This is a genomic window from Bradyrhizobium hipponense (assembly GCF_008123965.1).
GTDB classification, from domain to species: domain Bacteria; phylum Pseudomonadota; class Alphaproteobacteria; order Rhizobiales; family Xanthobacteraceae; genus Bradyrhizobium; species Bradyrhizobium hipponense.
In genome coordinates, this window is record NZ_VSTH01000058.1 from 1 (window position 1) to 26821 (window position 26821).

The 26821-nt window shown below is 65.4% G+C and carries 21 protein-coding genes; 12 read left to right on the forward strand and 9 right to left on the reverse strand.

Going from position 1 to position 26821, the window contains the following annotated elements; genetic code table 11:
• Positions 1–195 precede the first annotated feature (195 nt).
• The 8 genes from FXV83_RS19110 (at position 196) to FXV83_RS19145 (ending at position 9935) form a co-directional block, all read left to right on the forward strand.
• The gene (locus tag FXV83_RS19110; protein WP_187436003.1) at positions 196–1536 is read left to right on the forward strand and encodes an MFS transporter; all 1341 of its coding nucleotides are present in this window, start codon (positions 196–198) and stop codon (positions 1534–1536) included.
• A 126-nt stretch (positions 1537–1662) separates the two neighbouring features.
• On the forward strand, positions 1663–2568 hold the full coding sequence (locus FXV83_RS19115; protein WP_148740948.1) for a LysR family transcriptional regulator: 906 nt from the start codon (positions 1663–1665) through the stop codon (positions 2566–2568).
• Between the two features lie 127 nt (positions 2569–2695).
• Complete coding sequence (gene kdgD, locus FXV83_RS19120; protein WP_148740949.1) at positions 2696–3640, forward strand: 5-dehydro-4-deoxyglucarate dehydratase; 945 nt, start codon at positions 2696–2698, stop codon at positions 3638–3640.
• 26 nt (positions 3641–3666) lie between these two features.
• Positions 3667–5025: a glucarate dehydratase gene (gene gudD / locus FXV83_RS19125; RefSeq protein ID WP_148740950.1), complete on the forward strand. Its 1359-nt coding sequence runs from the start codon at positions 3667–3669 to the stop codon at positions 5023–5025.
• A gap of 82 nt (positions 5026–5107) precedes the next feature.
• On the forward strand, positions 5108–6556 hold the full coding sequence (locus tag FXV83_RS19130; protein WP_148740951.1) for an aldehyde dehydrogenase family protein: 1449 nt from the start codon (positions 5108–5110) through the stop codon (positions 6554–6556).
• 115 nt (positions 6557–6671) lie between these two features.
• Positions 6672–8213, forward strand: a complete 1542-nt coding sequence (garD, locus tag FXV83_RS19135) for a galactarate dehydratase (RefSeq protein ID WP_148740952.1) — start codon at positions 6672–6674, stop codon at positions 8211–8213.
• Positions 8214–8253: 40 nt separating this feature from the next.
• Complete coding sequence (locus FXV83_RS19140) at positions 8254–9459, forward strand: mandelate racemase/muconate lactonizing enzyme family protein (protein WP_148740953.1); 1206 nt, start codon at positions 8254–8256, stop codon at positions 9457–9459.
• A gap of 206 nt (positions 9460–9665) precedes the next feature.
• Positions 9666–9935: a hypothetical protein gene (locus FXV83_RS19145; protein WP_187436004.1), complete on the forward strand. Its 270-nt coding sequence runs from the start codon at positions 9666–9668 to the stop codon at positions 9933–9935.
• 55 nt (positions 9936–9990) lie between these two features.
• On the opposite strand, the gene FXV83_RS19150 is transcribed toward FXV83_RS19145, so the two are convergent.
• The 3 genes from FXV83_RS19150 to FXV83_RS19160 form a co-directional block, all read right to left on the reverse strand.
• On the reverse strand, positions 9991–10347 hold the full coding sequence (locus tag FXV83_RS19150) for a hypothetical protein (protein WP_148740954.1): 357 nt from the start codon (positions 10345–10347) through the stop codon (positions 9991–9993).
• Between the two features lie 261 nt (positions 10348–10608).
• Positions 10609–11223: a DUF2147 domain-containing protein gene (locus tag FXV83_RS19155; protein ID WP_187436005.1), complete on the reverse strand. Its 615-nt coding sequence runs from the start codon at positions 11221–11223 to the stop codon at positions 10609–10611.
• 106 nt (positions 11224–11329) lie between these two features.
• Complete coding sequence (locus FXV83_RS19160) at positions 11330–12358, reverse strand: NAD(P)/FAD-dependent oxidoreductase (RefSeq protein ID WP_148740956.1); 1029 nt, start codon at positions 12356–12358, stop codon at positions 11330–11332.
• Between the two features lie 181 nt (positions 12359–12539).
• Here FXV83_RS19160 and FXV83_RS19165 point away from each other — a divergent pair, with 181 nt between their 5' ends.
• Positions 12540–13007, forward strand: a complete 468-nt coding sequence (locus tag FXV83_RS19165; RefSeq protein WP_148740957.1) for an acyl-CoA thioesterase — start codon at positions 12540–12542, stop codon at positions 13005–13007.
• Positions 13008–13020: 13 nt separating this feature from the next.
• On the opposite strand, the gene FXV83_RS19170 is transcribed toward FXV83_RS19165, so the two are convergent.
• Together FXV83_RS19170 and FXV83_RS19175 are read right to left on the reverse strand one after the other, a co-directional pair.
• A complete protein-coding gene (locus tag FXV83_RS19170; protein WP_148740958.1) occupies positions 13021–13341 on the reverse strand; it encodes a 2Fe-2S iron-sulfur cluster-binding protein in 321 nt (106 codons plus the stop codon).
• Positions 13342–13518: 177 nt separating this feature from the next.
• Positions 13519–13893 carry an Hpt domain-containing protein gene (locus FXV83_RS19175; RefSeq protein ID WP_148740966.1) on the reverse strand — a complete coding sequence of 125 codons (375 nt, stop codon included), beginning with the start codon at positions 13891–13893 and terminating at the stop codon, positions 13519–13521.
• A gap of 397 nt (positions 13894–14290) precedes the next feature.
• Between FXV83_RS19175 and FXV83_RS19180 the strand changes: the two genes are divergently transcribed.
• On the forward strand, positions 14291–19993 hold the full coding sequence (locus FXV83_RS19180; protein WP_148740959.1) for an apolipoprotein A-IV repeat region-like domain-containing protein: 5703 nt from the start codon (positions 14291–14293) through the stop codon (positions 19991–19993).
• 249 nt (positions 19994–20242) lie between these two features.
• On the opposite strand, the gene FXV83_RS19185 is transcribed toward FXV83_RS19180, so the two are convergent.
• From FXV83_RS19185 to FXV83_RS19195, 3 genes are read right to left on the reverse strand one after another with little or no spacing between them, the layout of a single operon-like run.
• Positions 20243–21121: an MlaD family protein gene (locus tag FXV83_RS19185; RefSeq protein WP_148740960.1), complete on the reverse strand. Its 879-nt coding sequence runs from the start codon at positions 21119–21121 to the stop codon at positions 20243–20245.
• 16 nt (positions 21122–21137) lie between these two features.
• Complete coding sequence (locus FXV83_RS19190) at positions 21138–21908, reverse strand: ABC transporter ATP-binding protein (RefSeq protein ID WP_187436006.1); 771 nt, start codon at positions 21906–21908, stop codon at positions 21138–21140.
• 2 nt (positions 21909–21910) lie between these two features.
• Positions 21911–23044 (reverse strand): MlaE family ABC transporter permease, encoded by a 1134-nt coding sequence (locus FXV83_RS19195; protein WP_148740962.1) that lies wholly within the window; start codon positions 23042–23044, stop codon positions 21911–21913.
• 132 nt (positions 23045–23176) lie between these two features.
• Here FXV83_RS19195 and dgcA point away from each other — a divergent pair, with 132 nt between their 5' ends.
• Positions 23177–24172 carry an N-acetyl-D-Glu racemase DgcA gene (dgcA, locus tag FXV83_RS19200; RefSeq protein ID WP_148740963.1) on the forward strand — a complete coding sequence of 332 codons (996 nt, stop codon included), beginning with the start codon at positions 23177–23179 and terminating at the stop codon, positions 24170–24172.
• On the opposite strand, the gene FXV83_RS19205 is transcribed toward dgcA, so the two are convergent.
• On the reverse strand, positions 24142–25338 hold the full coding sequence (locus FXV83_RS19205) for an MFS transporter (protein WP_148740964.1): 1197 nt from the start codon (positions 25336–25338) through the stop codon (positions 24142–24144). The genes dgcA and FXV83_RS19205 overlap by 31 nt on opposite strands.
• 75 nt (positions 25339–25413) lie before the next feature.
• On the opposite strand from FXV83_RS19205, the gene FXV83_RS19210 reads away from it, so the two are divergent.
• On the forward strand, positions 25414–26778 hold the full coding sequence (locus FXV83_RS19210; RefSeq protein ID WP_148740965.1) for a hypothetical protein: 1365 nt from the start codon (positions 25414–25416) through the stop codon (positions 26776–26778).
• The last annotated feature ends 43 nt before the right edge of the window (positions 26779–26821 follow it).

Below are 26821 nucleotides of genomic sequence, written 5' to 3' on the forward strand. Positions count from 1 at the left end.
TCCCAACTCGCAATGACGAGATTGAGGCTCGATCTATCCATCTCACTCACGATTTCCACGCATCGTTCCCGCCACCTGCCGTTCCATCCATTCAAAAACGGCATCGATTGATACCCCCTTCAACTTGGACACTTTGCCGCGCGCGCCTCTAGGAGTCGTTTTGAGGAAACATTTCGAATTCTAAGGAGGCGCATGATGAGCGCGATTGTGTCCGCAGCGGACGTGAGGAGGTCTCGCGTCAGGCTGCTCATCGTGACCATGTTGTTCCTGGTCACGACCGTCAACTATGCCGACCGCGCCACGCTCTCGATCGCGGGTCCCGCGCTCTCCAAGGAGCTTCATCTCGATCCCGTCGCCATGGGCTACATCTTCTCGGCCTTCGGCTGGTCCTATGTGATCGCGCAGGTGCCGGGCGGCTGGCTGCTCGACCGCTACGGCTCGCGCCTCGTCTATGCCTTCAGCATCATCGTCTGGTCGCTGTTCACGATGCTACAGGGTTGGGTCGGCTTCTTCAGCGCCGGCACAGCGATCGTCGTGCTGTTCGCACTCCGCTTCCTGGTCGGCATCGCCGAAGCGCCCTCCTTCCCGGCCAACGCCCGCATCGTCGCGGCCTGGTTTCCCGGCAACGAGCGCGGCACCGCGTCCGCCTTCTTCAATTCCGGACAGTATTTCGCCACCGTGATCTTCGCGCCGTTGATGGGCTGGATCGCCCATGCCTATGGCTGGCGCTACGTGTTCTTCGTGATGGGCGCGCTCGGCGTCGTGATGGGCCTGGTCTGGGTCAAGACCATCTACGGGCCGAAGGAGCATCCGGGAATCAATGACGCCGAGTTCGACTACATCAAGGAAGGCGGCGCGCTGGTCGATCTCGATGCGCCCCGCGACGAACGCGCGCCGAGTTCAGGTCCGGGGTGGAGCCACATCCGCCAGCTTCTCTCCAACCGCATGATGCTCGGGGTCTATCTCGGCCAGTACTGCATCAACACGCTGACCTATTTCTTCCTGACCTGGTTCCCGGTCTACCTCGTCAAGGAGCGCGGGCTGTCGATCCTGCAAGCCGGCTTCGTCGCCACCTTGCCGGCACTGTGCGGCTTCATCGGCGGCGTTCTCGGCGGCGTCATCTCCGACGCCATCCTGCGCAAGACGGGCTCGCTGACGCTGGCGCGGAAGATCCCGATCGTCGGCGGCATGCTGCTGTCGATGTCGATCATCGCCTGCAACTATGTCGACGGCCAGGCGCTGGTGGTCGGCTTCATGGCGCTCGCCTTCTTCGGCAAGGGCATCGGCGCACTCGGCTGGGCCGTGGTCTCCGACACTTCGCCCAAGGAAGCCGGCGGCGTCTCCGGCGGCCTGTTCAACACCTTCGGCAATCTCTCCTCGATTACGACCCCGATCGTCATCGGCTACATCCTGGCCGCGACCGGCTCGTTCAATGGCGCATTGCTGTTCGTCGGCGCCAACGCGCTGGTCGCCGCGTTCGCCTATCTCGTGGTCGTAGGCAAGATCGAGCGGGTGGTGCTCAAACGTTCCTCCTGAGCGCTCCGGGCAATCGGAGCGGACCAGGCAACTCAACGGCGGCCTAAACAGCCGCCGTCTTTGTTTCGGGGAAGATCGATGCTAGAAGTGCCAGGGAAACGCCTTATCCATCCAAGGCATGTATCAATGTTCGACCTCAACCAGCTCCGCTGCTTCGTCACAGTCGCGGAGGAACTGCATTTCGGCCGCGCCGCGGCGCGGCTGAACATGACCCAGCCGCCGCTGTCGCGGCAGATCCAGGTGCTCGAGCACATCATCGATGCGCCCCTGCTCGAGCGCACCAGCCGCTCGGTGCGCCTGACGCCCGCCGGCCGCAGCTTCTTGCCGGAAGCGCGGCGCATTTTGAAGCTTGCAGAAAGCGCCTCGCAGGTCGCCCGCCGCATCGCGCTCGGCAAGACCGGATCGGTGAAGATCGGATTCACCGCGGCCGCCGCCTACGGCTTTTTGCCGGAGCTCGTCGCCGCCTGCCGCGCCAAACTGCCCGAGGTCGACTTCTCGCTGAAGGAGATGGTGTCGGGCGACCAGTTCGAGGCGCTGAGTTCGGGCCAGATCGATGCCGGCCTGTTGCGTCCGCCGATCGCGCGCCCCGAAATTGCCAGCCGCCGCGTCGTCGCCGAGCCCCTGCTCGCGGCAGTCCCGAAAAAGCATCCGCTGGCGAATGCCGAAAGCATCACGATCAAGGATTTCGACGGCCAGCCCTTCGTGATGTATTCGCCCTATGAAAGCCGCTACTTTCATGACCTGCTGGTCGCACTCTTCACCCGTGCCGACATCCTGCCGCGCTATGTCCAGCATCTCAGCCAGATCCACTCGATCCTCGCCATGGTCCGCGCCGGGCTCGGCCTCGCGATCGTGCCGGCTGCGGCTGCCAGCCTCAAAATCGCCGACGTGCGCCTGCGGCCGCTCAAGCTGCGCACGCGCATTCCGGTCGAATTGTTCATGGTCTGGCGCCGTGACGACGAAAATCCCCTGGTCTCGGCGCTGGTGAAGATCGCGAGCGAATTGTCCTCGGCGGAGGCAGTGGAAGATTGATGCTGAATCCGCATTGGTCAATATAGGCTTTGGCTTGGACGCGCATCGAACGGTCTCCTAAATAACGGCGCATGGACGCGCGGCTTCAGCTGCGTCCTCGACAACACCAGACAAGGGAGCAGCGCCCATGAGCAAGATGACCCCGCAGGAAATGGCCCAGAAGATCGGTTCCGGCCTCCTGTCCTTTCCCGTTACGCCGTTCAAGGCGGACTACTCCTTTGACGAGGCCACCTATCGCGCCAACATGGATTGGCTGTGCGGCTATGACGTCGCCGGTCTGTTCGCCGCCGGCGGCACCGGTGAGTTCTTCTCGCTGACGCCGGCAGAGGTTCCGCAAGTCGTCAAGATTGCCGTCGACGAGACCAAGGGCCGCGTGCCCGTGCTCGCCGGCACCGGTTACGGCACTGCGACCGCGCGCGAGATCGCGATCGGCGCCGAAAAGGCCGGCGCCGACGGCCTCTTGCTGCTGCCGCCCTATCTCACCCATTCCGAGCAGGAGGGCCTTGCCGCCCATGTCGAAGCGGTCTGCGCTGCGGTGAAGATCGGCGTCATCGTCTACAACCGCGACAACGCCATCCTGCAGCCCGATACGCTGGCGCGCCTCGCCGAGCGTTGCCCGAATCTCGTCGGCTACAAGGACGGCATCGGCGACATCGAACTGATGACCCGCGTCTACACCAAGCTCGGCGATCGCCTCACCTATGTCGGCGGCCTGCCGACCGCTGAGACCTTCGCACTGCCCTATCTCGACATGGGCGTGACGACCTATTCCTCGGCCGTGTTCAATTTCGTCCCGGAGTTCGCGACCAGTTTCTACGCCGCCGTGCGCAAGCGCGATCACGCGGCGATCCATGCCGGGCTGAAGGATTTCATCCTGCCGCTGATCGCGATCCGCAACCGCAAGAAGGGTTACGCGGTCTCGATCATCAAGGCCGGCATGAAGGTGATCGGCCGCGACTCCGGCCCGGTCCGCCCGCCGCTGACCGACCTCACCGAGCAGGAGATCGCGGAACTGACCGCGCTGGTGAAAAATCTGCCCGCCATCGCTTCGACACAACAGGCCGCAGAATAACGACAGACACAAGGGAGGAGCAGCCGATGGTCCAGAACGGAATATCCGGCGCGTCAGTCGCCGGCGCACCGATCGTGACCGCGATGCAGGTGATCCCGGTCGCGGGCCGCGACGGCATGCTCCTCAACTTAAGCGGCGCGCATGCGCCGTTCTTCACCCGCAACATCGTCATCCTCACCGACAATGCCGGTCACACCGGCGTCGGCGAGGTGCCGGGCGGGCAAAAAATCTGGCAGACGCTCCAGGACGCGCGCGATCTGGTGATCGGCAAGACCGTCGGTGCGTTCAACAACATCCTCGCCGACGTCCGCACCGCCTTCGCCGACCGCGATGCGGGCGGCCGCGGCAAGCAGACGTTCGACCTGCGCGTCATGATCCATGCGGTCACCGCGATCGAATCCGCGCTGCTCGACCTGCTCGGCCAACATCTCAACCTGCCCGTCGCCGCCCTGCTCGGCGAGGGCCAGCAGCGCACCAGCGTCGAGACGCTCGGTTATCTCTTCTTCGTCGGCGACCACCGCAAGAGCAAGCTGGACTACGTCGCGGGCGAGACCGGCAAGCCGGAATGGTTCAACCTTCGCCATCAGGAGGCGATGACGCCGGAGACCGTGGTGCGGCTCGCGGAAGCCACCCACGACCATTACGGCTTTGCCGACTTCAAGCTGAAGGGCGGCGTGCTGCGCGGCGAGCAGGAGATCGAGGCCGTCACCGCCATCGCGAGACGCTTCCCGAACGCGCGCGTGACGTTGGACCCGAACGGTGCCTGGTCGCTCGATGAGGCTATCCGGCTCTGCAAGGACATGCACGGTATCCTCGCCTATGCCGAGGACCCCTGCGGCGCCGAGGCCGGCTTCTCCGGCCGCGAGATCATGGCCGAGTTCCGTCGCGCCACGGGCCTGCCGACCGCGACCAACATGATCGCGACCGACTGGCGGCAGCTCTCGCACGCCTTGCGCCTCGGCGCTGTGGACATTCCACTGGCGGATCCCCACTTCTGGACCATGCAAGGCTCGGTGCGCGTTGCCCAGACCTGCCGCGACAACGGCCTGACCTGGGGTTCGCACTCCAACAACCATTTCGACATTTCGCTCGCCATGTTCACCCATGTCGGCGCCGCCGCCCCCGGCAAGGTCACCGCGATCGACACCCACTGGATCTGGCAGGACGGCCAGGCCCTCACCAAGGAGCCGCTCCAGATCGAGGGCGGCAAGATCGCCGTGCCGGAACGGCCGGGCCTGGGCATCGAAATTGACCGGGCAGCCATCGAAGCCGCGCATAGCCTCTACAAGCAGCATGGACTTGGCGCCCGTGATGACGCTATTGCCATGCAGGACCTGATCCCCGGCTGGACCTTTGACGACAAGCGTCCCTGCCTCGTGCGCTAGAGCGTGATCCCGGACAAGCGGATACCGGCTTTCCGCTGAGGATCATGTCCAAACTGGAAGTGAAACTTTTGGAGGACGAGAGATGACTGCGATCCTGAAAAACTTCATCGGCGGCGAATGGGTCGACGGCTCCGGCGTCACCAGGAATATCAATCCCTCTAACACTAAGGACGTCGTCGGCGAATACGCCAAGGCCGACAAGGCCCAGACCGAAAAGGCGATTGCCGCCGCCAAGGCCGCCTTCCCCGCCTGGGCGCGCTCGACGCCGCAGGAGCGCTATGACGCGCTGAACAAGATCTCGACCGAGATCCTCGCCCGCAAGGAAGAGCTCGGCCGCCTGCTTGCCCGCGAAGAAGGCAAGACCCTGCCGGAAGGCATCGGCGAGGTCGGACGTGCCGGCCAGATCTTTGCATTCTTTGCCGGCGAGGCGCTGCGTCTGACCGGCGAAAAAGGCGCCTCCGTCCGTCCCGGGCTCGACGTCGAGCTCACGCGTGAGCCGGTGGGTATCGTCGGCATGATCACGCCCTGGAATTTTCCAATCGCGATCCCGGCCTGGAAGATCGCGCCCGCGCTCTGCTACGGCAACACGGTGGTGTTCAAGCCGGCCGAGCTGGTGCCGGGCTCGGGGCATGCGCTGTCCGAGATCATCACCCGCTCCGGCATTCCCGCCGGCGTGTTCAACCTGGTGGTCGGCTCCGGCTCGGTGGTCGGCCAGACCCTGATCGAGCACCCGGATGTTGCGGCGATCTCCTTCACCGGCTCGGTGCAAACGGGCCGCAAGATCGCGCAGGCCTGCGTGCTGTCGAACCCGATGAAGAAATTCCAACTCGAGATGGGCGGCAAAAACCCGCTGGTCGTGCTCGACGACGCCGACCTCAAGACCGCCGTCGAGGTCGCCGTCAACGGCGCCTATTTCTCCACGGGACAGCGCTGCACCGCCTCCTCCCGCCTGATCGTCACCGAAGGCATTCACGATCGTTTCGTCGCGGCGATGACCGAGCGCCTCAAAGGCCTTTCAGTGGACGACGCACTCAAGGCCGGCGTGCATATCGGCCCGGTGGTCGACCAGAGCCAGCTCGACCAGGACCTGCGCTATATCAAGATCGGCCAGGACGAGGGCGCCAAGCTCGCCTGGGGCGGCGAGCTGCTCAACCGTGAGACGCCCGGCTTCTACCTGCAGCCGGCGCTGTTCACTGAAGCCAACAACAACATGCGTATCGCGCGCGAGGAAATCTTCGGGCCGGTGGCGACCGTCATTCGCGCCAAGAACTACGAAGAGGCGCTCGCGATCTCCAACGACACCGAGTTCGGCCTCGCCTCCGGCATCTGCACCACCAGCCTGAAATACGCCTCGCATTACAAGCGCAACAGCGAGTCCGGCATGGTGATGGTCAATCTGCCGACCGCCGGCGTCGACTATCACGTGCCGTTCGGCGGCCGGAAGGGATCGAGCTATGGCGCCCGCGAGCAGGGCTCCTATGCGCGCGAGTTCTACACGACGGTGAAGACCGCCTATACCTATCCCGGTTGATAGGCTGATATCGTAGGGTGGGCAAAGCGAAGCGTGCCCACCGCTTATATTCGGTGTGAAGCATGGTGGGCACGGCGCGTTGCGCCTTTGCCCACCCTACACTTTCGGAGTCCTTATGGACCAGTCAGTCGCAGCGAAAGAGCAGCCCCGCTACATCAAGCTCAACGAGCGCGACAATGTCGCGATCGTGGTCAATGATTTTGGGCTGCCCGCCGGCTCCCGCTTTGCCTGCGGATTGACGCTGCGCGCCTTCGTGCCGCAGGGGCACAAGACGGCGCTGGTCGATATCGCGCAAGACGAGCCGATCGTACGTTATGGCGAGGTGATCGGCTACGCGCTCTCGCCGATATCGGCAGGCGAATGGGTCGACGAAGCGCGCATCCGCATGCCGGAGGCACCTGACCTCGACAAGCTCGAAATCTCGACCGCCGTCCCCGCGCCGCTGCCGCCGCTCGAAGGCTTCACCTTCGAGGGCTTCCGCAATACGGACGGTTCGGTCGGCACCAAGAACATCCTCGGCATCTCCTCCTCCGTGCAATGCGTCAAGGGCACGATGGAATATGCGGTGAAGCGCATCCGCGCCGAGCTGTTGCCGAAATACCCGAACGTCGACGACGTCGTGCCGCTGACCCATGCCTATGGCTGCGGGGTCGCCATCACCGCGCCCGACGCAGTGATTCCGATCCGCACGCTGCAAAACATCGCGCTCAACCCGAATTTCGGCGGCGAGATCCTGGTCATCAGCCTCGGCTGTGAAAAGCTTGCGCCGGAGCGGCTGGTGCCGGAAGGCATCAGCGATGCCATCGTGCGCATGCAGGACGAAGCCTTTGACGGTTTTGGCGCGATCGTGGACGCGATCATGACCCAGGCCGAGGCCCGCCTGAAAATCCTCAACAAGCGCACCCGCGAGACCTGCCCGGCCTCCGACCTCGTCATCGGCCTGCAATGCGGCGGCAGCGACGCCTTCTCCGGCGTCACCGCGAACCCCGCCGTCGGCTTCGCCGCGGATCTTTTGGTGCGCGCCGGCGCCACCGTGATGTTCTCGGAAGTGACGGAAGTGCGCGACGCCATCCAGCTGCTCACGCGACGCGCCATCAACGAGGACGTCGGCCGCGCGCTGGTGCGCGAGATGGCCTGGTATGATTCTTATCTCGCCCGCGGCGGCGCCGACCGCAGCGCCAACACCACCCCCGGCAACAAGAAGGGCGGGCTTGCCAACATCGTCGAAAAATCACTGGGCTCCATCGTCAAGTCGGGCTCGAGTGCGATCACCGGCGTGCTGTCGCCCGGCGAGAAGGCGACGCAGAAGGGCATGCTGTTTGCCGCCACGCCTGCCTCCGACTTCATCTGCGGCACGCTCCAGCTCGCCTCCGGCATGACGCTGCAGGTTTTCACCACCGGCCGCGGCACACCTTACGGCCTCGCCGCTGCGCCCGTGATCAAGGTCGCGACCCGCAGCGAGCTCGCGCGGCGCTGGAAGGATCTGATCGATTTCGACGCCGGCCGCATCGCCACTGGCGAGAGAACCATCGAGGAAACCGGCTGGGACCTGTTCCGCCTGATCCTCGATGTCGCCAGCGGTCGCACAAAGCCATGGTCAGATCGCTGGGGCATCCACAACGACCTCACGCTGTTCAATCCGGCGCCGGTGACCTGAGGGCGATCACGCGCCGGCAAAAACGCCAAGAGGACGTTCAATGTCCGGCATCACGACTCTTCGCACGATTCGCATCGACGAGCGGCCGAACCTGATCTGGGTCGAGGTTGAGACCGACGAAGGACTGACCGGCCTTGGCGAAAGCTTTCGCGGCGCGCAGGCCGTTGAGGCTGCCGTGCATGAGCTTGCGGCGCCGCTGGTGCTCGGCCAGGACTCCCGCCGGATCGAGGCGATCTCGCGCCAGTTGCTGACGCCCTATCTCGGCTTCCACAGCGTCAGCGCCGAGGTGCGCGCCGCCAGCGCCATCGATATCGCGCTGTGGGACATCAAGGGCCAGCGTCACGGCATTCCCGTACACGAGGCGCTCGGCGGCGCGAGCCGGCTCGAAATCCGTGCCTACAATACCTGCGCCGGCTACGCCTACAATACCAGGAGCGCCAAGCGCCGCGAGATCGGCGCTGACGACGCCGCGCTCGGCCCCTATGACGACCAGATCGCCTTCATGCGCGACGCCGGAGCGCTCGCCGAGAGCCTTTTGAGCGAAGGCTATGGCGCCATGAAGATCTGGCCGTTCGATCCCTTTGCCGCCAACGGCGGCCATTCGATTTCGCTGACCGACCTCAAGACCGGTCTCGAACCGTTCCGCAAGATCCGCGCCGCCGTTGGCGAGCGCATCGAGATCATGTGCGAACTGCACAGCCTGTGGGGCGCGCAGACCGCCGAGCGCATCTGCCGCGCGCTTGAAGATTACGGCGTGTTCTGGGTCGAGGATCCCCTCGGCAAGATGGACGATGTGCAGGGCCTTGCCGATCTCAGGCGGCGCGTGAAAACGCCGATTTGCGGCAGTGAAACGCTGGCGGGCGCAGCGAGCTTCCGCAATCTGCTCGCGGCCGACGCCATCGACGTGGTGATGCTCGACATCGCCTGGTGTGGCGGCCTGAGCGAGGCGCGCAAGATCGCCGCTCTCGCCGAAGCGTACAACAAGCCGCTCGCCCCGCACGATTGCACCGGCCCGGTCGCGCTGATGGCGGGTCTGCATCTGGCGCTGCATGCGCCAACCGCGATCTTCCAGGAGGTCGTGCGCGCGACGTTGTCGACCTGGTATCGCGATCTCGTCACCGCGCTTCCGACCGTGAACAACGGCATCGTATCTGCGCCGCGTGCGCCCGGCCTCGGGCTTGCGCTCAATCCGGACTTGCGACGGCGCGCGGATGCGGTGGTGCGAGAGTCCCGATACGAAGCATAGGCGCGACCCGACGCGAAGACACGCGAATGCTTCCGCGAAACCGTCCGGAAACATTGGCATGGAAGATTTCCTGCTCGCTTCGTCGACCCCACATCACGCAACCAAATACTCCGCTGACGGTGATCGAATGTTCGCATATGAGCGAACCTGTTGCGGGATCGCCGCGACCAAACCTCCGATTGCCATTTTCCACGGAGATTTTTCCAATGCGTGTTGTTTCGATGATCGCCATTCTCAGTGCAACGATTGCGAGCTCGTCCGGCGCATTCGCCGCCGAGCGTCCATCTTACGAAGTGAATTCATTTCCGATCTCGACGATGCAGGTCCGGGTGCTCGGCGGCGCCAGCATCGAGGAACAATCGGCGACGCCGGCGATGATGGTCGCCGGCATGCCCGCCTCGCCCGCGCAGATCTTGGTGCTGTCGCCGCGCGTCAAGCGGCTCGCAAATGTGAACCCGGAGAGCGAGGCGCGCTGAGCACCTCCTGTCATTCCGGGGCGCGCCAGGCGCGAGCCGGAATGACACGTCATCCCTACGTCATGCTGCCCGGCATGAAGCAGCGTACGTGCGGGTGGCCGTCGATATAGTGCTTCCACACCATGGTGCGGCCGATCTTGTTCGGCTCCGTGATGACGGCGCCGTCTGGCACGATGACCCATTCGCCGTCGAGCTGCACGCGATAGCGCCCCCGATCGGACTCCCAATCGACATCGGCCACGACATAGCCGTCGGCATCCGAGCAGCATTGCCCGTATTCGCTATGCAGGCTCTCGAACCAGGGCTTTAACGGCGAGGTGGCGTAGCGCCCATCGTCTCGCGCAAGCGCGGACGTCGCCAGCAGCGTCGCCAGCCCCAGCAGCGCCGCCGCACACGGTCTTGCAAGTCTCATGTCGTCTCCCGCAGTTCGCAATCACCGCCGCGGGGGCAGACGCTGCCGTCCGCCGTCCGCACGGTGTGCGACAGGCGTGGAGGCGGCGACTCATCCCCCAGCAGCTTTGCCGATAGCTATGCAAATCCGGCGCCAGCGCGCATTCCGGGGAACTACTGGAGCGAGACGTTACCCTCAATTAGCGTCGGCGATGAGCTCATGCACGCTACAGAGCCTGCGTGCTCGTTGGATCATCAGGACGATAGCGGGGATACAGCGCGCCTACTGCTTCGGCGCCGGCGCCATCATCGCGCCGCCCTTTTTCGCCGCGGGTGCCGGTGGCGATTTGGGCGCGGCGGCCTGAGCGGGCAGGTATTTGGCGACGATGGCGGGGTCGACCTGCGCGATGTTGGCGTCCGGCAGGCGGGTCCAGGTCTCGTCCTTGCCGAACAGGGAGATCCCGAGAAAGCCGCGCATGGTCAGCGTCTGCCCGTCCGGGCTGACCTTCATGTTGGCCTTCCAGATCTGGCCGTCGCGCGGATTGAGCACGTTGCCGCCCTCATACTTCAATCCATCGCGCTTCATGTCGCGAATGAAGGAGAGCCCGAGCACCGGCGCGTTCTTGCGATCGTCCGTGCATTTCGCGCAGACCTCGTTCGGATCGTCGCCGGGACGCGGAAAGGTCTTTGCGATCACGCCCTCGAAGATGCCGTTGTGATCGACGAACAGGAACCATCCCACCGTCTTGCCATCTTCGACCTTTTGCCAAAGGCCTGCAGCAGTCGGCTGGGTCTGCGCTGCAGCCGGAACTTGCGCCGCAGCCGGGCTCATCGCGCCGAGCGACAGCGCGAGCGCCAGGAGCGAGAGCAGCCGAAGGCCGGGAAAGAGATTCAGCATTATGATCACCTTGCTAGCCCGCGACTTGAGTGGCCGCAGACTACGGCGATTTCGCGAACGGTTCCAGCACCAGAAACATGGGGCATCGCCTCCCCGCCCGTCGCCATCAATTGACGCCAAGCTTCTTTTGCAGGCTAGAGGACGAAGTCGTGTACTGGAACACCAGCCGCTTATCCGGATAGACGTAACGATGGGCTTTTTGCGACATCAGCGCGCCCTCGTGGAAGCCGCACAGGATCAGCTTGATCTTGCCGGGATAGGTGTTGATGTCGCCGATCGCGAAGATGCCGGGCACGTTGGTCTCGAACGCGGATGTTTCGACCGGCACCAGATTGTTCTCCAGCGCAATGCCCCAGTTCGCGACCGGTCCGAGCTTCATGGTCAGCCCGAAGAACGGCAGCAGGGTGTCGCAGGCGATTTCGGTGATGCTGTTGTCGTTGCCCTTGATGGTCGCGCCGGTGAGCTTGCCGTCGCTACCCGCCAGCGCGGTGACCTGGCCGAGTCTGAGATCCATCTTGCCGTCAGCCACCAGCGCGCGCATCTGCTCGACGCTGTGAGGCGCCGCGCGAAATTCGTCGCGCCGGTGCAAAAGCGTGATGCGCTTGGCGAGCGGATGCAAATTGAGCGTCCAGTCGAGCGCGGAATCGCCGCCGCCGACGATCAGCACGTCTTTGTCGCGGAACGTCTCCATCTTGCGCACGGCGTAATGCACCGAGGTGCCTTCATAGGCTTCGATCCCCGGCACCGGCGGGCGCTTGGGCTGGAACGAGCCGCCGCCGGCCGCGATCACCAGCACCTTGCACTCGAACACCTTGCCGGCGTCGGTGGTGCAGCGAAACAAGGGATCGCCGATCTTCTCCACCGTCTCCACCATCTCGCCGAGATGGAAGGTCGGATGGAACGGCTTGATCTGCTCCATCAGCGCATCCGTGAGACCCTGGCCGGAGATATGCGAAATGCCGGGAATGTCGTAGATCGGCTTTTCCGGATAGAGCTCGGCGCACTGGCCGCCGATCTTGTCGAGGATGTCGACGAAATGCGTCTTCATGTCGAGAAGGCCAAGCTCGAAGGCGGCGAACAGGCCGCAGGGGCCGGCACCAATAATCAGCACATCGGTTTTGATCGCGTCGCTCATGTCGTCTCTTTATCGATCGTTGTCGGTGGGACGGCGCCCAGCGGGCAGAGGAACCCTGCCTGTCTAGCCAACGGGGATGGATCAGGGAAGGCATAAAAGCGGGAGCGCCCCGCAGCCGCGCCCACTTGCCGGGTCAAAATAACTGGGATGTAACGAGGAAGGATATGACGGAGATCAACCGGTGAACGCACCAAGCCGCCTCGATATGACGCCGCGCCTGGAGGACTTCCCCTATCGCCTCGGTGACAATGTCCGCTTCGGCGATCTCGACCCCAACCAGCACGTCAACAACGCGGTCTACGCCACCTATTTCGAGACCGGCCGCGTCACCTTGATGAAGAGCCCGCAATATGGGCTGACGCCGCCGGGCCTGGCCTGGATCATGGTGCGCCTCGACATGCATTTTCGCGCCGAGCTGCGCTGGCCCAATACGATCGAGCTCGGCCTTGGCGTCGTGAAGCTGGGACGAACCTCGGTGACCTTCGAGCAGGTCGTTTTCTCTGAAGGAAAATGCATCGCGTCGGCAACGTCGGTCGGCGTCATGCTCGACGAGGTGACGCGTCGTCCGGCACCGCTCACGGCGGAGATCATCGCCAAGCTGAAGCCCTGGCACAAGCGGGGCATCGAAGTCGTCCCGCCTGCCGCATAGAACAGAGGAATGCTCAGGCCTGGCGTTCCGGCGTCGCCACCACGAGGCCGTCGAGCTCGTCGGACACCTTGATCTGGCAGGACAGGCGCGAATTCGGGCGCACGTCAAAGCCGAAGTCGAGCATGTCCTCTTCCATCGGCGTCGGGCTGCCGACCTTCTCGCGCCAGACTTCGTCGACATAGACATGGCAAGTCGCGCACGCGCAGGCGCCGCCGCATTCGGCCTCGATGCCTGGAATGCTGTTGCGGATGGCGGCTTCCATCACAGTCGCGCCGTTCTCGACGTCCACCGTACGGGTTTCGCCCTTGTGATCGACAAAGTGAATTTTGGCCATGTGTGCTCGTGCTGCGCGATCTAGGGAATAAAGGAGAGTCCGGGCTGTCCTATAACGGGTCGATCAGCCCGGCGCCATAGCGTTTTGAGGCGAAGTGGATACCGATCCACCTGAAGAAAACACGTCAAAACAAAAGACTAGGCGCGCAAGCCAGCCGCATCTTGCGCCGGCGCCGGCCTAGTGCTTCAGGATCGCCTCGATCGCGGCGCGGACCTCGGCCACTGCCTCTTTCAGCACGGCGAAAGCATCGGGCCGGCTGTGGCCGGTCCGGATCGCGGTCTCCAGGCTGGCGGCGGCATCCGCCACCGCAAAGGCGCCAATTCCGCGCGCCGAGCCCTTGAGCTTGTGCGCGAGTGCCCCGGCGTCGGCCGGCATCGCTGCCATCGCCGCGACCAGCCGGATCGCCTGTTCGGCGAACATCGCCAGCACTTCCTGTTTCAGCTCGGCATCGCCGAGAGTCATGCGCGAGAGGTGGTCGAGGTCGAGCGGGCCGTCGACGGGCGCAAGCGGGGGCGAGGGCATCCATTCCATCCGTTGCAGATCAGGCGTCATGGCGCAGGCCCCGGCATCGCGCGACATTCCGCCGGTCCGGCGGCAAGGTTCCGCCCACCCAAGCATGGAAATGGTTAACGAAATGTTTGGGCCGTTTTACGTAATTCCGCCGGTTTATTGACGAAAAGTCGCCGCAATCGGCCAAGTTCGGTGGAGAATTTCATTTGTTGCTAAGGCGTTAGGGCGCGATCCTGTTAACGATGATTAAGATTGTCTTAACCGCGGGCATTTCATTCGCGACGCTCTGCCAATAGGATGTTGCGGAAATTGGCGGACAAGCCGTCCGGGTGGGGATGGCTCGGAGATCCGCATAAGCGGCATGATCCGATCTGTGGGCTTGCGCAGCGCGCAGGGCTCGCGGGGGGACGCGTACAAGTAACGAGGGCTCGGACTGAACATGGCGAACACTCCGAAAAAGGTCAAAGACCCGACAGAAGTTGCGCTTTCTGCGATCCAGGAAGCCCTGAACATCAGCGACACCGCCGCGGACACCAGCCGCAACGCGTCGATGCGCAATGAAACGGCGCCACAGGTGGCGCCGCCAACGCCTCCCATGTTCGACGAACCGGCCTTCGAGCCGCGTCAGGCCGCCAACGAGCGGGCCGTGTTCGAGCCGATGGAGGAGCCCCGAACCTCACGCCGCGCCGCTAATGACGACCGCGAGACCATCGGCCAGTTGCTCCAGGCGCTTCAGAAGGGCCGCCCTGCGCGCAGCGTCTACACCTTCGCCACCATCTTCGCCGGCATCTGGCTTGCAGCCTGCGCCGCGCTGAGCGTCGGCTTCCTGCCCTCGATCCAGGCTGCCATGGGCCAGAGCGGCGGCGTGCTCGTCATCGCCGGTCTGATCGCGATGTTCTTTGCGCCCATCATGCTGTTCTACTTCCTAGCGAGCCTGGTCTGGCGCGGCCAGGAAATGCGCATGATCGCACAGGCCATGGCGCAGGTGGCGATGCGCTTCTCCGAGCCGGAAGGTTCGGCTTCCGATTCCATGGTCACCGTCGGCCAGGCCATCCGCCGCGAGGTCGCGGCGATGGGCGACGGCATTGAGCGCGCGATCGCGCGCGCCGGCGAACTCGAGACGCTGGTCGCCAACGAGGTCGCAGCGCTGGAACGCGCCTATTCCGACAATGAAGTGCGCATCCGCGCCCTGCTCCAGGATATCGCACATCAGCGCGACAACCTGGTCGGCCAGGCCGAGCAGGTTCGTAGCGCCATCTCCGGCGTGCAAATCGATCTGCGCCACGACATCGCGCTGATCTCGGACGCGATCGCCTCGCGCGTCGACGAAGTCGCCAAGAGCATCACCGGCGCTTTGGAAGAGCGCGGCGCCCATATCACGGGGGCACTGAGCAACGCCGGCGACAACATGATCCTCGCGCTCGGCGAGCGTGGCGGCGATCTGCTCGACCGTCTCGAGGAAGCCAGCAACGAGACCACGCGCGCGGTGCTCGACGCCAGCGAGCGACTAACCACCAGCCTCAACTTCAAGACCGGCCACGTCCACGACGAGTTCGTCGACCTCGCCGATCGCGTCCACGAGATGCTGAACGAGCGCATCGACCGCATCACCGGCGAGTTCGAGCAGCGTTCCGCCGCGATCGTCGACGGCATCTCCGAGCGCACCGAGCAGGTCCACGACTCCCTGAAGAATTCGTCGGACTCGCTGCTGCTCGAACTCGAGCTGCGCTCCAACGACCTCTCCGCCAAGATCGACGACGCCGGCAACCGGCTTGCAGGCCAGATCATGACCTCCGGCGACAAGGCGAGCGAGGCGCTCGACGCCACCGTCAACACGCTGGTCGCCAAGGTGGTGAGCCAGACCGAGACCGCGCACGACTCGCTGTCGCTCCAGATGAGCGCGTTCGACGAGCTGGTGAAGAATCAGGGCTCCGAACTGGTCGAGAAGTTCGCCCGCGACTCCGGCACGCTGGGCGCGTTGATCACGCGCCACATCTCCGAGTTCGACCGCACCGTGAAGACCTTCGGCGGCGAGATCGTCGAGCGCTTGGGCCAGCGCACGCAGGACATCGCCGAGACGCTGAAGACCTATGTCGACAATTTCGACACCCGCTTCACCTCGAACGGCGGCCAGATCACCGCGCAGCTCGACCAGCGCCTGGTGCAGTTCGAGACCACGATCGGCGAGCGCGTCACCAACCTCGATTCGTCGCTGAACGGCAAGATCACCAGTCTCGACGGCACCATCGGAAGCCACATCAAGACCTTCGACGAGCAGCTCGGCGGCCGCGTTGCGGCCCTCGAACAGTCGTTCGATACCCGCGCGAAGTCCGTGACCGAGACCATCGATGAACGCCTGAACACGCTCGCTACGTCGCTGACGGATGGCGCCACCCAGGCGATCCAGTCGATCGACTCGCGGTTGACGCATCTCACGAGGACGCTCACCGGCGGCGCATCCCAGGCGCTCGAATCCATCGACTCCCGCCTCACCCAAATGACGTCGTCGCTGACCGACGGCGCGTCGCAGACGATCCAGACGATCGACACGCGGCTGACGCAGCTCACGACGACGCTCACCGGCGGCGCGTCGCAGGCGCTCGAGTCGATCGACACCCGCCTCACCTACCTGACCACCGCGGTGACGAACGGCGCCTCGCAGGCCGTGCAGTCGATCGACACGCGTCTCAGCCTCCTGACCTCGACGCTCACGGACGGCACCGCGCAGGCGATCGAGGCAGTCGACCGCCGCATCACCGGCGTCACCGAGGTGATCGACGGCCGCAGCATGCACCTGACCGACACGGTCACCGCGCGCTTCCAGGATATCCAACAGGCCATCGAGACCAAGGTGGGCTCGGTCGCCAACGACATCGACGTGCGCGTGGCGCAGTTCGAAGACCTGCTCGGCTCGCGCGTCGAGGCCGTCGCCGGCCGCATCGAGAGCAGCGGACGCCAGGCCAGCGAGGACATGATGTCCCGCGCCGAAATGATCTCCACCACCATCCGCTCGCATGTCGAGGACGCCGAGCGTTCGCTCACCAACCTCGTCGTCAACACCAGCGAGACGATCCAGACCGGCGCCCGCACCGCCCAGCAGTCGCTGATGACGGTCTCCTCCGACGTCAACGCCCAGCTCAAGATGACCTCGGCCGAAGTCGAGCGCGCGCTCACCGCGGTCGGAACGGGCGCTGCCAACTCGATCCTGACCAGCGCCCGCGAGGCGCAGTCGACCCTGGTCGCGGCATCGGGCGATGCGTCCAACCAGATCAAGTCGCTCTCGGCCGACGTCGAACGCACGCTGTCGGCGGCAGGCTCGGCAACCGCGGCCTCGATCCTGGCCGGCGCACGCGAGGTGCAGACCACGCTCGTCACCGCCTCTGCGGACGCGGCCAACCACGTCAAGACGCTCACCGCCGACGTGCAGCGCTCGCTGTCGATGGCCGGCTCCGCTACGGCCGAGTCGCTCACCGCCGGCGCACGCGATGCGCAGAGCACGCTGATCGCGACCTCGACCGAGACCGCCAACCAGATCAAGGCGCTGTCCTCCGACGTCCAGCGCTCGCTCTCGATGGCGGGCACCTCGACGGCAGAGACCATCATGACCGGCGCCCGCGAGGCCCAGAACACCCTGGTCACGGCGTCTTCGGACGCGGCGAGCCAGGTCAAGTCGCTCGCGGCCGAGATGCATCGCTCGCTGTCGCAGGCGGGCCAGATGACCGCCGAGACAATCACGACCAGCGCCCGCGACGCCCAGAGCACCCTGCTCGCGGTCTCGGCGGAACAGACCGGCCAAGTCCGCTCGCTGGCGGCCGAGATGCAGCGCGCGCTGGCGACCGCCGGCGGCGCCACCATCGAGGCGCTCACCAGCGGCGTGCGCGAGGCCCAGGGCACGCTGATCTCCGCTTCGAGCGATGCGGCGAGCCAGATCAAGTCCCTGACCACGGACATCGAGCGCACCCTGACCGCGGTCGGCGCCGACACCGCCTCGACCATCCTTAACAGTGCACGCGAGGCGCAGAGCTCCCTGACCTCGACGTCGGCGGACGCCGCGAGCCAGATCCGCACCATCTCGACCGAGATCGAGCGCACCCTGAGCACTGCTACGGCCAATGCGACCAACGACATCCAGACCAGCGCGCTCAACGCCCAGAACGCACTGATCAACGCCTCCAACGAGGCGAGCTCGCGGGTCAAGTCGAGCTCGGCCGATGTCGAGCGTTCGGTGCTCGCTGCCAGCAGCAGCTTCGGCCAGGCCATGACCGGCAAGACCGACGAGATCGTCACCTACGTGCAGCAGCAGTCCGACCGCCTCGCGAACATGATCGACGCCAAGCGCGGCTCGCTCGTGGATGCGATCGGCTCGAAGACCAGCCAGCTCACGCTCGACATCGACCGCGTCACCTCCGACGCGCTGAAGTCGATCGAAACGCGCGGCCACGCCTTCTCGCAGACCATGATGGGCAACGGCTCCGAAGTCGCCCGCACCATCAACTCGGCGAGCGAGATCGCCACTGGCGCGGTCAACAAGTCGCTCAAGGACCTCGAGCAGGCCTCGCGGGCGGCGATCGACCAGTCGCGTCAGGTCTCGATCGCGGCCGTCACCGAGATGCAGGAGACCAGCAAGATCCTGCGCACCGACACGGTGGCGCTGTTCGAGCGCCTGCGCGAAGGCAACATCCTGCTCCAGGAGGTGCTGACCGGCGCCCACGACAACCTCAACTCGCTCGAGCGGGCGCTGGTGACGCGCGTTGCCGACTTCGTCTCCGCGATGAACGACGTCACCTCGCGCAATGGCGCGGCGACGCAGAACCTCGAAGACCAGCTCAACGTCTTCAACAGCAAGACCACGAAGGCGCTGCTGGATCTCGGTGAGCTGTCGACCCAGTTCGACGCGCACGGCAAGGCGCTGGTCGAGGCCGCGCAGGTCGTCGAGCAGAGCAACAAGAACACCACCGCTTCGCTTGCCGAACGCAAGCAGGCGCTGGAATCGCTCGTCACCACCATCGACCTGCGCACGACCGATCTCGACCAGCGGCTGTCGCGTTTCACCGGCCTGCTCGATGAATCGCTTGCCGCCGCCGAGGAGCGTGCCCGCGACATCGCCCGCGTCGTGGCGGAGACCGCCGGTGCGGGATCTGCCGCGATCACCCGCCAGTTCGAGGCGGTGCGCTCGGCCTCCGAAGAGGAGCACCGTCAGACCATCGAGACCATGCACGACATCTACCGCCAGACCACTGATGAGGCGGATGCGATGTTCAAGCAGTCGGCCGAGAAGTTCGGCAACCTCGTCTCCAGCATGAAGCAGATGGCGTTCGAGATGCACAACGAGCTCGAAGCCACCCGCAACGAGCTGCGCCGCGGCGTGCTCGAGATGCCGCAGGAGGCCGCCGAGAGCACCGCGCAGATGCGCAAGGTGATCGTCGACCAGATCGAGGCGCTCGCCGAGCTCAACCGCATCGTGGCCCAGCATGGCCGCGGCCTCGACGTCACCACGACGAGCCGCGCCACCGTGCAGCGCCAGGAAGAGCCGGCGATGGCAGCGGTCGGCGGCCGCGGCACCGAGACGCGCATGCGCGACACCGGCAGCGCCTCCACCCTACCGCCGCCGGACCTCGGCATGCCGGCCTCGCGCCGCACCGAGGCGCCGCCGGTCGCGCCCGCCGGCAACGACCAGGGCCATGACGGCTGGCTGTCCGACCTGCTGAGCCGCACGGACGCCAACCAGGGTGCCCCGACCGGACGTGAGGCCCCGCGCGGCCGCGCGGCACCCGCTCCGCAACCGCAGGCGCCGCAGGGTGGCGGCAATCCGCTGGAATCGCTGTCGCTCGACATCGGCCGGCTGATGGACCGCAACCTCGCCTCGGAGATGTGGGACCGTTACCAGCGCGGCGAGAACAAAGCCTTCACCAAGCGCCTTTACACGCCCGCCGGCCAGAAGGCCTTTGACGAGGTCGCCCGCAAGTACCGCGCCGACCGCAACTTCAAGGGCACGGTCGACCGCTACGTCGCCGAGTTCGAGCGCCTGCTCGACGAAGTCGCCCGCGACGGCCGTGGCCCGCAGGAGCTGCGCAACCACCTGACCTCGGAGACGGGCCTGGTCTACACCCTGCTCGCGCATGCGGCGGGACGGCTGGGATAAGGCAAAGCTCGCCAATGGCGAGGAGCGAATAGCGAATGAAAACGGAGGCTTCACGGCCTCCGTTTTTTTGTTTGGGTTCGTCATTTGCGCCAGTAACTCACCGCGCCATTAGGGAATTGCGGCGTCTCCACAAGCACCGTCATTGCGAGGAGCCCTTGCGACGAAGCAATCCAGACGGCTTCCTCGGAGGCAGTCTGGATTGCTTCGCTTCGCGCTTCGCTCGCAATGACGGAGGAGAGAGGGAGGCCGCTACTGCCGTTTGCGCTCGTTCGCGGGTATGGGCTTCGCCGCCTCAGGCGCGGGCGCCGGCGGTGGCGCGCTGGTGCTGGCGCCGAACAGCACGCGGGTCGGATTGCGATCAAAGTTGTTCACGGCACGGCTGATGTCGCCGAGGGTGCGGCGGCCGTCAGTCATCAGGGCGCCGGAGCGCTTGTCGAAATCATCGGCCAGTTCGCGGATCGACTTCACCGCCTGGAACAGCTCGCCGCCATCCTTGCCGCCGGCGAGCGTGTTGAGGCCGAGCATGAGGCTGTCGGCCTTGAGCACCACGCCGTCGACCTTGGCCATCACGCCATCGATCTTCTCGGAGTTGCGCGCGAGCGAATTGGTGAAGGTCTCGAGGTTCTTGAGCGAGTTCTTCACCGACTCCTGATTGTCGGCGACGATCTTGTTGATGTTCTGGAGCGTGCCACGGATCGCCTCGGTGACGTCCTGGAGCTTGTTGGGATCGGCCGTCAGCGTCGGAATGCCGTCCTCGTCGAGCGGCGGCGCGGGCGCCGCCTCCTCGCCGCCCTTGAGCGAGATCGCGGCAACGCCGGTGAGGCCCTGGAATTCGAGACCGACGAGCGTGTCCTTGCGGATCGGGGCGTTGTTCTCGACCATGGCGAGTGCGACAACCCGCCGCGGGTTGTCGAGCTTCACCGAGACCACCTCGCCCACCCGGATACCGTTGAAATTGACGCTGCCGCCGTTGCGCAAGCCCGCCGCCGGGCCCTCGAACACGACGCGCAGCGGGCTGCGCTGCTTGGTGGTGTGCAGCGACTGGAACCACAACACGAAGCCGATCGCCGCGGCAATCACCGCCAGCGTGAACGATCCGATCAATACGTAATTTGCCCGCGTTTCCATCAGCTACTCCGGCACCTCAGCCCATCACCGCGCGAGCGCGCTTGCCATGGAAATATTGCCTCAGCCAGGGATGCTGCGAGGCCTGCATGTCGGCGATCGACCCTGCCGCAATGATCTTACCGTTGCCTAAAACGGCGATGCGGTCGCAAGCTGTGTAAAGGCTGTCGAGGTCGTGCGTTACCATGAAAACGGTCAGCCCCAAAGTGCGCTGGAGCGTCCTGACCAGCTCGTCGAAATCGCCGGCGCCGATCGGATCGAGGCCCGAGGTCGGCTCGTCCAGGAACACGAGGTCCGGATCGAGCGACAGCGCGCGCGCCAGCGCCACGCGCTTGATCATGCCGCCGGAGAGCTCTGACGGAAACCGCTCGGCCACCTCGGGCTTGAGTCCGACCATGGTGAGCTTGGCGATGGTGATCTCGTCCATCAGCCGCTGCGAGACCCGGAGATATTCGCGCATCGGAAACTGGATGTTCTGCCGCACGGTCAGCGAGGAGAACAGCGCGCCCTGCTGAAACAGCACGCCCCAGCGCCGCTCCACGTTGCGGCGCTGCGATGTATTGGACGCATCCAGATCGACACCGAACACCTCGATGCTGCCGGCAACCTTCGGCACGAGTCCGATGATGGTGCGTGTCAACACCGATTTGCCCGCACCTGAGGGGCCGACGAAGCCCAAAATCTCGCCGCGCTTGACGTCGAGGTTGAGGCCATCGAGTACGCGCGTCGTGCCGAACTGCACGGTGATGTCGCGGACCCGGATGATGGGGTTTTGGATCTCGCCAGCCATCGTCACATCCCGATCGAGGCGAAGAAGATCGCGAACACGCCGTCCATGACGATGACGAAGAAGATCCCCTTCACCACCGAGGATGTCGTGTGCTGTCCGAGCGATTCCGCGCTGCCCTGCACAGCTAACCCCTCGACGCAGGCGACGATGCCGATCACCGCCGCCATGACTGGTGCCTTGACGATGCCGACGATGAAATGGTCGATCGAGATGGCGTCGCGCAGACGCAGCAAAAAGGCTTCGGGCTCGACGCCGCCATAGAGCCAGGCGACGAGACCACCGCCATAGAGCGCGGCCATGGCGCCGAGGAAGGCCAGGATCGGCAGCGCCAGCACCAGCGCCAGCATGCGCGGCAACACCAAAACCTCGATCGGATCAAAACCCATGGTGCGCAGCGCGTCGATCTCCTCGCGCATCTTCATCGACCCGAGCTCGGCGGTGTAGGCGCTGCCCGAACGGCCCGCGACCATGATCGCGACGAGCAAGACGCCGATCTCGCGCAACACCAGCACGCCGAGCATGTCGACGACGAAGAGATCGGCGCCGAACCGGCGGAAGTGGAAAATGCCCTGCTGGGCGATGATGCAGCCGATCAGGAAGGTGATCAGCACCACGATCGGCACCGCGCGCCAGCAGACCTGCTCCAGATGATGCACGGTCGAGGTCAGGCGGAGCGAGCGCGGATGGATCAGCACGCGCCCGCACGCCGCGAGCACCGCGCCGAGCATGTCGATCAAGCCTGCCACCGTGCCGGCAACACCGGCCACGGCCCGGCCGATCTGCTCCAGCATGCCGGTGATGGTGATCGCACCGGTATCGATCACGGGCGTCGCCCTGACCCGGCGGACCTCGTCGACGAGACTCGAATAGTTGGCGGAGAGGCCTGCGATCTGCGCCTCGACGGCACCCTGGGTGAGGCTGCGGCGCAGCCGCTCGATCAGCCAGGCGCCGAAAGTGTCGAGCTTGGCGACCTCGGACACGTCGATGAAGATGCTCTGCGAACCGCCCGCCAGCTTCTCGGCATCCGCGACCATCCGTTCCAGGACCGGCGCGAAGCTCGCGGTCCAGGTTCCGGTGGCGCAGAGTGCCAGCGCATTGCCCTTGGCAATCCGCTCCAGCTTCGGATCGCTATTCAAGATGTCCGCTCCCTTCCAGGGCGGAGAAAAAGTGATGGATGCGCACGCGCCCTTACCTAGAAAAGGTACCCCAGCTGGCCATTGTTAGTTGCAACAGGTAACTAGCAGGTTCAGATTTCGCCAGAGTTCAAAATGACTTCCAGCAAAGTTCCGGCACTTCGCGCGCGAATCGAGCGCTTCCCGATCGCCGGCAGCTTCACGATCAGCCGGGGCGCCAAGACCGAGGCCGTCACCATCGTGGCCGAGGTCAGCCGGGACGGCCTGGCCGGCCGCGGCGAGTGCGTGCCCTATCCTCGCTATGGCGAGACCCCGGAAGCTGCGCTTGCGGCGATCCAGGCCATGCAGGACGCCGTGGCTGGCGGTCTCACCCGGCAGGCCCTGCAAGCCGCCATGCCGCCAGGGGCCGCCCGCAACGCGCTGGATTGCGCCCTGATCGACCTCGAGGCCAAGGCGGCGGGCCTGCGCGCCTGGAGCCTCCTGGACCGCCCGGTGCCGGGCGAGCGCACCACGGCCTACACCATCTCGCTCGGCACCCCCGAGGCGATGGCGGCCGCGACCGCCAGGGCGGCGCACCGGCCGCTGCTCAAGATCAAGCTCGGCGGCGATGGCGACGACGCCAGAATCGCGGCGGTGCGCAAGGCCGCCCCCGAATCGGAGCTGATCGTGGACGCCAACGAGGCCTGGACCGAAGCCAATCTGGAATACAACCTCGCCGCCTGCGACGCCGCCGGCGTCACGCTGGTCGAGCAGCCGCTGCCGGCCGGCAACGACGACGCGCTGGCGCGGATCAAGCGACCGCTCGCGGTCTGTGCCGACGAGAGCGTGCATGACCGCTCTTCGCTTGCGCCGCTGCGCGCGCGCTATGACGCCGTGAACATCAAGCTCGACAAGACCGGCGGCCTCACCGAGGCCCTCGCCATGGCCGATGCGGCGCAGGCGCTCGGCTTCGAGATCATGATCGGCTGCATGGTCGCAACCTCGCTGTCGATGGCGCCGGCGATGCTGGTCACCCCGCAGGCGCGCTTCGTCGATCTCGACGGCCCCCTGCTGCTGGCACGCGACCGCGAGCATGGTCTGCGCTACGACGACAGCCTGGTCTATCCGCCGGACTCCTCGCTCTGGGGCTGAGCCTTAAGCCGGTGCCGTGCCGACCAGATCAGGACCGCACCAAGGCCGGCCATCGCGGCCATCACGTAATAGAGGCCGTCGCCGATCCGGGCGTAGATCGCGCCTGACGCGATCGAGGTCATCGCGCCCAGCAAACCGATACACACGGCGTAATAGCCCTGCCCGCGCGCGATCTGATGCGACGGCACGCGCTGCACCAGCAGATTCATGGTGCCGAGGATGGTCATTCCGAAGGTCAGGCCGTGGCCGAGCTGTACGACCGCCAGCAGCGCCAGCGGCGGATCGTGCGCGGTGACGACCCAGCGCACGACGGCGCTCGCACCGCCGATCGCCATCATCGAAGATGGATGCAGCGAAAAGCGCGGCGACAGCGCGAAGACGATGATCTCGGCGATCACGCCGAGCGTCCAGAGGCCGGCGATGGTCAGCCCGCCAAGGCCATGGGCCTGCCAGTTGATGGCCGAGAACGTGTAGTAGGCAACGTGACTGCCCTGGATCAGCGCCGCGGACAGGATGACGGCCCAGAAGCCGGCATCGCGCAGCAGCGCCTTGCTGGCGGGCACCGCCGCGCTCCTGCGCCGCACGTCGTCCAGTGGCTGGAGCAACAGGCTGGCGAGCACCGCCACGACAGCCCACGCGACGATGACCCAGATCAGCTCGCGCGCGGCGATGCTGTCGACGAGATAGCCGCAGGCGAGCGAGCCGGCGGCGAAGGCCGCCGAGCCCCACAGCCGCACCGGCCCGTAGTCGATGCCGTAACGGGCGACGCCGCGCAGCGCATAGGCATCGGTGAGCGGGATCGTCGGCGTCCACATCATGCAGGTCAGCGCATAGATCAGGAGCAGCACCAGCGGTTGCTGCTGCAAGCCGACCGCGGCAAAGCCCACCGCGGTCGCCAGCACCGACACCATCATGCCGGCGCGAATGGCATGGCGCTTTTCGGCAAGGGCGGTGGCGTAGGGCAGCGTGGTGAATCGCGTGATCGCCGGCAGCGCGTTGATGACGCCGATCCAGGCGGCATCGATGCCGATCGCCTTCAGCCAGAGGGGAAAGAACGGCAGATGCGTGCCCGAGACCGCGAACACCGCCGAATAGAACAGCGCCAGCCGCACGGCGAATCGCCGCTTTTCGGACGCTGCGATGGGGATTTGTGATTCGGGCGCCATCAAACCAATTGCGATTCGGTCGATATCGTGGTGATCGTTAACGTAACGCGCAGTGATTTGCGCGACGAGAATGACATGGCCTCTGAAGCATTTGCCCTCTCGCCTATGTCTGCCCGTGCGGCCGAGCCGAACGAGCAGGACTACGACGCGATCCGCGAAGCCTTCATGGAGACTGCGCGCGGCCGCTGGTTCCTCGGCGAATTTGCCAGGCGTAACCGCAATGCCGACACCAGCATGGTGCTCGATGCGGTCGCGAAAATCGAGGAAACCCTTGCGGCACAGCGGCAACCCGTCGTCGAGGACCGCTTGCCCGAGGCGCTGGTCCAGATCCGCCACGCCATCCGGGAGGCCGAGACGATCGCGCTCGGGGCGTTCGACCCCGCCGCGATCGAGGCGAGCGTCGGGCCGATTCAGCGCGGGGTCCGCATCATCAAGGAGATCTCCTGGCGCTGGCGCGAGATCGGCGCCGACGGCCGAATCTGCGATCTGATTGATTCGCAACTTGCCGCCATCGAGAGCGCCTGCACGCAGGTTTTGAGCATCGACCCGCGCGCCGACCTTGCGGCCGCTTTCGATCTCCTGAAGGACCGGGTCGCGCAGACCGAGGCGGACGACAGCGCAGCGCCGCAGGCAGCGGTATCGCCCTCCCCGGCGCAGGAGGCCCCCGCCATGGCGGACGTCCCGCCCGCGCAGATCGCGCCTGCCGCGATGGCGAGCGAAGCGCCCGCGGCTTTTGCGAAGGCCTCGCAAGACGTCGCCGCGGCTCCGGCGTCTGAAGCCGCCGTTGAGATCGCCGCGCCCGTTGAAGCGATGTCCTTTGCCGAGGAGGCGATGGACGCCACCTTTGCATCCGAGGTCATCGCCGAAAGCCATGTCGCGGTGGAAGAGAGCTTCGCTGCGGCTGAGGACGAGCCTGCCGCCCTCACCGAGTCCGCCGAAGAGCTTCCGTTCGATGCGGCCGCGGAGGCCGAGGACGAAGCCGTGCTCGAGCGGATCGCGATGGAGATGGCCGCGCCCGATCCGGACTTCGACGAGATCGTCGAGCCCGTCGAGATCGCCGCGGCAATTCCGGAGCCCATCGTCGCGGAAGTCGCAGCGCCGACCGCCGCCGAGATTCCGGAGCTGGTGGTGCCGGAGCCAGGCCTCGCAACGATTGCGGAGGAGCCGCAGGCAGCCGAGGCGCCGATCGCGATGGAATCGCTCGCGCGCCTCACTGATGCCATCGCAGCGGCCGCCGCTGAGGTGATGGAGCGCCCCGCGCCGGCGATGGCATCGACCGCAACGCTGCCGAAGCCCTCGCCCATGGCAATGGCCGAACAGTCACTCGGCGCCACCATCCTCGCCAGCGGCATGCTGCAAAAGCCCCGCACTCCCGCCAATGATCCCCTGGCCCCGCTCCGCCGCATGACCCAGGCCGAGAAGATCGCGTTCTTCTCGTAAGACGAGGGCGCGCAACTCTCAATTCCGTCATCCTTGTATGGGG